This window comes from Streptomyces sp. NPDC005774, assembly GCF_042871645.1.
Classification (GTDB): Bacteria; Actinomycetota; Actinomycetes; order Streptomycetales; family Streptomycetaceae; genus Streptomyces; species Streptomyces pratens.
On the sequence record NZ_JBIAIV010000110.1, the window covers coordinates 1 to 5949 of the forward strand.

At 67.1% G+C, this 5949-nt stretch carries 8 protein-coding genes; all 8 read left to right on the forward strand.

What is annotated here, in order from left to right:
- The first annotated feature begins 364 nt into the window (after nt 1-364).
- On the forward strand, nt 365-1369 hold the full coding sequence (locus ACFYQA_RS39000) for a glycoside hydrolase family 11 protein (RefSeq protein ID WP_388928530.1): 1005 nt from the start codon (nt 365-367) through the stop codon (nt 1367-1369).
- Nucleotides 1370-1394: 25 nt separating this feature from the next.
- Nucleotides 1395-2396 (forward strand): polysaccharide deacetylase family protein, encoded by a 1002-nt coding sequence (locus ACFYQA_RS39005; RefSeq protein WP_388928532.1) that lies wholly within the window; start codon nt 1395-1397, stop codon nt 2394-2396.
- A 151-nt stretch (nt 2397-2547) separates the two neighbouring features.
- Nucleotides 2548-2670, forward strand: a complete 123-nt coding sequence (locus ACFYQA_RS39010; protein ID WP_388928534.1) for a hypothetical protein — start codon at nt 2548-2550, stop codon at nt 2668-2670.
- 223 nt (nt 2671-2893) lie between these two features.
- On the forward strand, nt 2894-3256 hold the full coding sequence (locus tag ACFYQA_RS39015; RefSeq protein WP_388928536.1) for a transposase: 363 nt from the start codon (nt 2894-2896) through the stop codon (nt 3254-3256).
- Nucleotides 3250-3747 carry an IS3 family transposase gene (locus ACFYQA_RS39020; RefSeq protein WP_388928538.1) on the forward strand — a complete coding sequence of 166 codons (498 nt, stop codon included), beginning with the start codon at nt 3250-3252 and terminating at the stop codon, nt 3745-3747. Before ACFYQA_RS39015 ends, ACFYQA_RS39020 begins: the two co-directional genes overlap by 7 nt.
- 23 nt (nt 3748-3770) lie before the next feature.
- Nucleotides 3771-3941 carry a hypothetical protein gene (locus ACFYQA_RS39025; RefSeq protein WP_388928540.1) on the forward strand — a complete coding sequence of 57 codons (171 nt, stop codon included), beginning with the start codon at nt 3771-3773 and terminating at the stop codon, nt 3939-3941.
- Between the two features lie 234 nt (nt 3942-4175).
- Nucleotides 4176-4625 (forward strand): hypothetical protein, encoded by a 450-nt coding sequence (locus ACFYQA_RS39030; protein WP_388928542.1) that lies wholly within the window; start codon nt 4176-4178, stop codon nt 4623-4625.
- The coding region (locus ACFYQA_RS39035) for a hypothetical protein (protein WP_388928544.1) at nt 4622-5949 on the forward strand (1328 nt) is incomplete at its 3' end. The genes ACFYQA_RS39030 and ACFYQA_RS39035, both read left to right, overlap by 4 nt.

Consider the following 5949-nt stretch of genomic DNA (forward strand, 5'->3'; position numbering starts at 1 on the left):
CGACACGTCATCCGTCAGCCGCCTCGCGGCCCCACCCTCAGCTCGCTCCACCCGAAGATCATCACATGTAGATCGTTAACTCATGGCCATTGGGGTACCGCCGGTCGCACACGAGGAACCGGAGACCGAAATATTTCGCTGCTGAGGGCTCACTCTTCGAAGCAGGATCGACGTCTGACATTGAATCCATAAATTCAACTGGTGCAACATGTTGTTTCAACTGCGCAAACATGGGTGCAATCAAATTGATGATCAACCGAAGCTTTCGAAATATATCCCGAAACTATTGACGATTGACGCGCACAGGCCAAAACTGTCCGGCATCGGACCTCCCCAACCGAGCCGTCACAGGAGGCGCATCAATATGAACGTGTCCGCACACCCGAGGGGCCGCAGGCGCGGTCGCCTGCTGTTCAGCGTCAGAAATGTCTGGACCATCGCGCTGGCCGCCGTCACCGCGCTGCTCCTGACCGCCACCACCGCCACCGCCGCCGTCACCACGAACCAGACCGGCACCAACAACGGCTGGTGGTACTCGTTCTGGACCGATGCCCAGGGAACCGTCTCCATGGACCTGGGCTCCGGCGGCAACTACAGCACGCAGTGGCGCGACACCGGCAACTTCGTCGCCGGCAAGGGCTGGAGCACCGGCGGGCGCAAGACCGTCAACTACTCCGGCTCCTTCAACCCGTCCGGGAACGCGTACCTGACGCTCTACGGATGGACCACCGGCCCGCTCGTCGAGTACTACATCGTCGACAACTGGGGCACCTACCGGCCCACCGGCGAGTACAAGGGCACTGTCACCACCGACGGCGGCACGTACGACATCTACAAGACCACCCGGTACAACGCCCCCTCCATTGAGGGCACCAGGACCTTCGACCAGTACTGGAGCGTTCGGCAGTCGAAGCGCACCGGTGGCACTATCACCAGCGGAAACCACTTCGACGCGTGGGCCCGCAACGGTATGAACCTGGGCAACCACAACTACATGATCATGGCCACTGAGGGATACCAGAGCAGCGGCAGCTCCAACATCACGGTGAGTGAAGGATCCGGTGGTGGTGGTGGTGGTGGCGGTGGTGGTGGCGGCAACAACGGCGGCTGCACCGCGACCCTGTCGGCCGGTCAGCAGTGGGGCGACCGGTACAACCTCAACGTTTCCGTGAGCGGAGCCAGCAACTGGACCGTGACCATGAACGTGCCCTCGCCGGCGAAGGTCTCCTCCACCTGGAACGTCAGCGCGTCCTACCCCGACAGCCAGACGCTCGTCGCCAAATCCAACGGCAGCGGCAACAACTGGGGCGCCACGATCCAGACCAACGGCAACTGGACCTGGCCGACCGTCTCCTGCAGCGCCGGCTGACCCCGGTAAGAGGAGGACCCCTCACATGACCACCGATAAACGACAGCCGGTCACCCGCTACCTGCTTCCGGTCCTGGCCATTGCCGCGCTGACCGTGGCAGCCACCGTGACCTCGACCGTCACCGCCCCCGAGTCACAGGCGGCCGCCTGCAACGGCTATGTCGGACTCACCTTCGACGACGGCCCGTCGACCGGCACCACGATGAGCCTGCTCAACGCGCTCAAGCAGAACGGGCTGCGGGCCACGATGTTCAACCAGGGCCAGTACACCGCCGCCAACCCCTCCTTGGTCAAGGCCCAGGCGGACGCCGGCATGTGGGTCGCCAACCACAGCTACACCCACCCCCACATGACCCAGCTGAGCCAGTCCCAGATGGATTCGGAGATCGCCCGCACCCAGCAGGCGATCGCGAACGCCGGGGGCGGTACACCCACGTTGTTCCGCCCGCCGTACGGCGAGACCAACTCGACGCTGCGTGCGGTGGAGGCCAAGTACGGCCTCACCGAAGTTATTTGGGACATCGACTCGCAGGACTGGAACAACGCGAGCACCGACGCCATCGTGCAGGCCGCGTCCCGGCTCACCAACGGCCAGGTCATCCTGATGCACGACTGGCCGGCCAACACGATCGCCGCAATCCCGCGCATCGCGCAGAACCTGGCGGCGCGGGGGCTGTGTGCCGGCATGATCTCGCCGCAGACCGGCCGCGCGGTGGCACCCGACAGCTCCGGCGGGGGAGGAGGCGGAGGTGGTGGCGGTACCTCGTGCACCGCAACCCTGTCGGCGGGCAGCCGCTGGGGTGATCGCTACAACCTCAACGTCGCGGTCAACGGCTCCGGCAACTGGACCGTGACCATGAACGTGCCCTCGCCGGCGAAGGTCTCCTCCACCTGGAACGTCAGCGCGTCCTACCCCGACAGCCAGACGCTCGTCGCCAAGTCCAATGGCAGCGGCAATAACTGGGGGGTGACGATCCAGACCAACGGCAACTGGAACTGGCCGACCGTCTCCTGCAACGCGGGCTGAGTCAGCGGCGAGCCGCAGCACACACCGTGCTGCGGCTTGCCGCACGCCCCGCTCCAGACCGCCGGCGTCGCGGTGGCGGGTATGGCGGTAGCCGGCCAGCCACCGCACATTCGCTCCGAGCGCCTTGTCCGGCGGCACCAGGCGCCGGTAGGTGAACCCCACCGCCGCACACGCCGCCTGCAGCACCGCGGCGGCCCGCTCGGCCCGCTGTCCGGCGGGCACCACCACGGGCTACCTCGCAGAAGCAGAAGAAGCGGTGGCCGCCGCCTGCTGATCGCGGCGCAATGCCCCGGAAGCGAACCCGTCGACACGCCCTACGGCCCGGAAACACCCGTGCCCGCGTTGCCCACCGACCTTCGGACGCTCGCTGACGAAGCCCTCGCCCGCATCACTGGCGACGAGGCGGGGCCGGCCTCAAACTGGATAACTGAGTTTCCCCAGGGATGCGGAGGATGCTGGCAGAGGGTCGGATAGTTCTCATGAGAGGAACATCGACCATGGCTGCCCCCAGGAAATACTCGTTGGAGTTGCGTGAGCGTGCGGTGCGGATGTACCGGACCTCCGATCCGAAGCCCCAGATCAAGCGTCTGGCCATCGAGCTCGGTGTACATCCCGAGGCCCTGCGCGGCTGGATCCGGCAGGCCGAGGCCGATGCCGGCGAGCGTGACGACCGGCTGACCACCGATGAACGCGCCGAGTTCGCCGCGCTGCGCAAGGAGAACGCCCAGCTCAAGCGCGCGAACGAAGTCTTGCGCACCGCCTCGGCCTGCGGGAACTACACATCGCCTCCTCCACCTACTACCGCTGGCGCCGTGCCGAGCGCGAACCGTGTGCGCGTAAGCGTCAGGACGCCGTGCTGACCGAGCGGATCCGGCAGATCCACACCGACTCCGGCGGGATCCACGGCTCGCCCCGCGTCCATGCCGTCCTCAGGCGCGAAGGCGTGGCGGTCGGCCGCAAGCGGGTGGAACGATTGATGCGTGAGGCCGACCTCGTGGGCATCAGTGCGCGCCGCAAGGGCTTCACCCGCCGCGACCCGAAGGCCATGCTCGCCCCCGACCTGGTCCAGCGCGATTTCACCGCGCCCGCACCGAACCGGCTGTGGGTCACCGACCTGACGATGACCTCCACCGGTGAGGGGCCCCTGTGGCTCTCGGCGATCCGCGACGCGTTCCCCCGCCGGGAGAAGTCCTTGGTGAACACCTACACTTGGATCACCGAACCGATGTTGCGACGACCGGTTGAGTGCGGGCAAGTATCGACCATCCCGACGCCCGCCAGGCCCTCCGGGTCGTGCGTCGGCGCACGGACTTCACCAGCGGAAAGCTCACCATCGAGCGTGTCTACCTGATCACCAGCCTGCCGCCGGGAGCCGTGAGCGGCGCTCAGCTCGCCGCGTGGATCAGAGGGCACTGGAAGATCGAAAATCTTCTGCACCATGTCCGGGACCGCACTTTCCGCGAGGACGACTCCAGGATCCATGTCGGCCGGCTCCCGCGCGTCATGGCCGGCCTGCGCAATCTCGCCATCGGCATCCACCGCTAGGGGCGGCCACACCGATATCGCTGCCGCGCTACGTCACGCCGCCCGCGGCTGCCACCGCCCCCTGACCGCCCTCGGCCTCGCCGGATGAACCCGGACAGAACTGATCATGCAACGGACCCTGCGCACCTTGGCGAGCTGACCGGCGCAGGTTCTCCCACTTCTCCTCCAGAACCGTTCCGGCCCACGGAGCGTGAATAAACATGACGGGACACGGACGGAACAGAAGGAGACGGGGTGTCTTTCGAGCAGGAATGGGCGCAGCTGAAAGCCGATGCGCTGGCGCGGCAGGCCGAGGGCGGCATGCGGCTCAACCAGCTGCCGGCGGACTCCGGCGGAGGCGCGCCGGTCGCCTCGGGCAAGGATCTGGTGGCGAAGGCGGACTCCGTCAACGGGAACGCCAACCTGCTGGTGGAGATCGCCGGGCTTCTCCACGAAGGCCGCCCGGACGCCGAGCTGACCACCATGGCACGGAACCCCAGGACGCACGGGGACGTGGCACGTCAGGTGGAGCGCTTCGCCGAGTTCGCGGGTGACCAGTTCCTGGACACCATGGCCCTGTTCGCAGCGCTGTCGACCCGTCTGCGGATGGTCGGCGGGAACTTCGCGGTGATCGAGGACGAGACCGCCCGCCGGTTCCTGGAGGCCATGCTCGACGGCCGTTACGTCTCGCCAGGAACGCGATGAGCGACGGACTTAGCTACCGCAAGGACGTCGAGTTCCTGGAGAACTGCAACCCGCCGCTGGTGGAGCGCAACGCGGACGAATTCCGCCGCATCCAGGCTCTCCTGACGGCTGTCGCTCCTGCGGCGGAGCGGGCAGAGAAGCACACCGAGTGGCGCAGCGAGGGCAGCGCGCACTACACGGCCAGGCTCACCGAGGGCCGCCGTCTGGTCGACGAGCTCGCCGAAGCCTACGGGCACGCCGCGGGCGCGCTGCGTCGCTACGCGGAGGCGCTGACGCTGGCGAAGGCGTACTACTCCAATGGCCTGGTCAACGAGCAGGCGCTCGCGGACCTGATCCACACCAAGGGCACCGCGATCACCCGCACGGCTCAGGAGGCTGAGCCGATGCGGCAGTGGGAGGACATGCGCGACACCACCGGCGTCCTGGACTTCTTCGCGGAGCTGACCATGGACGTCGACGACATCCGAGACGAGGCCGACCGGCTGCACGACGCGGCGGGCGGCGACTTCGACCTGGCGCGGACCACCGAGAAGGAGGCCCGCGACCTCTGCATCCACGAGCTCAAGCATGCCTACGACCTGGTGCCGGACTTCCAGGTATTCCTCACCGAGCGGGTGGACGTCGCCGCCGCCATGCCCGACCTCCGGCGCGAGGCGGCCGAGGCGAGCGGTAACCCGGTGACCCGGTTGCCGGGTAGCGGTCCCAAGCAGGACTACTACCCGACGGCCGGGGACGAGCTGGTCTCCCCGACGCTCCAGAGCATCCGGATGCAGCTCGCTTCATTGCCGGGCGCGACGGACAGCTACTGGATTCCGCCTTCCGGTGACCAGGAGAAGACCGAGTGGATCCGGGCCAACAAGGACATCATCAAGGCCGCCGCGCAGAACTCCGGGCTGCCGCCGTCGATAGTGGCGGGTATCGCCTGGAAGGAGATCGCCGGTCAGCCCGGCCCACTCGACGACATCACCGACGCCATCCGGGAACAGGCGGACTCCCCGTTGAGCCCCATCGGGCCGGATAACCTGCCGTCACGACTGGGCGGCGACCCCGACGAGACGTCCTTCGGGCCGATCGCCATCCAGGTACGGCGTGGTTCCGAAGTGCTCGGCTACGACCCGGAGAACCTCACCGACCAACAGCGAGCCATGGTGGAGGAATCGCTCCAGGACCCGGGACAGAACATCTTCATCGCCGCCGAGTACCTGGCCCAGCTCAAGGCGGAGAGCGACTTGGGTGCAGATCTTCTGAGGGTGCCTCGTTGGGGTGATTCGCAGGGGTTCGGGATGTGGTCGGGCGTGCCGGCTTCTACCGTCGCCGGGGTCGA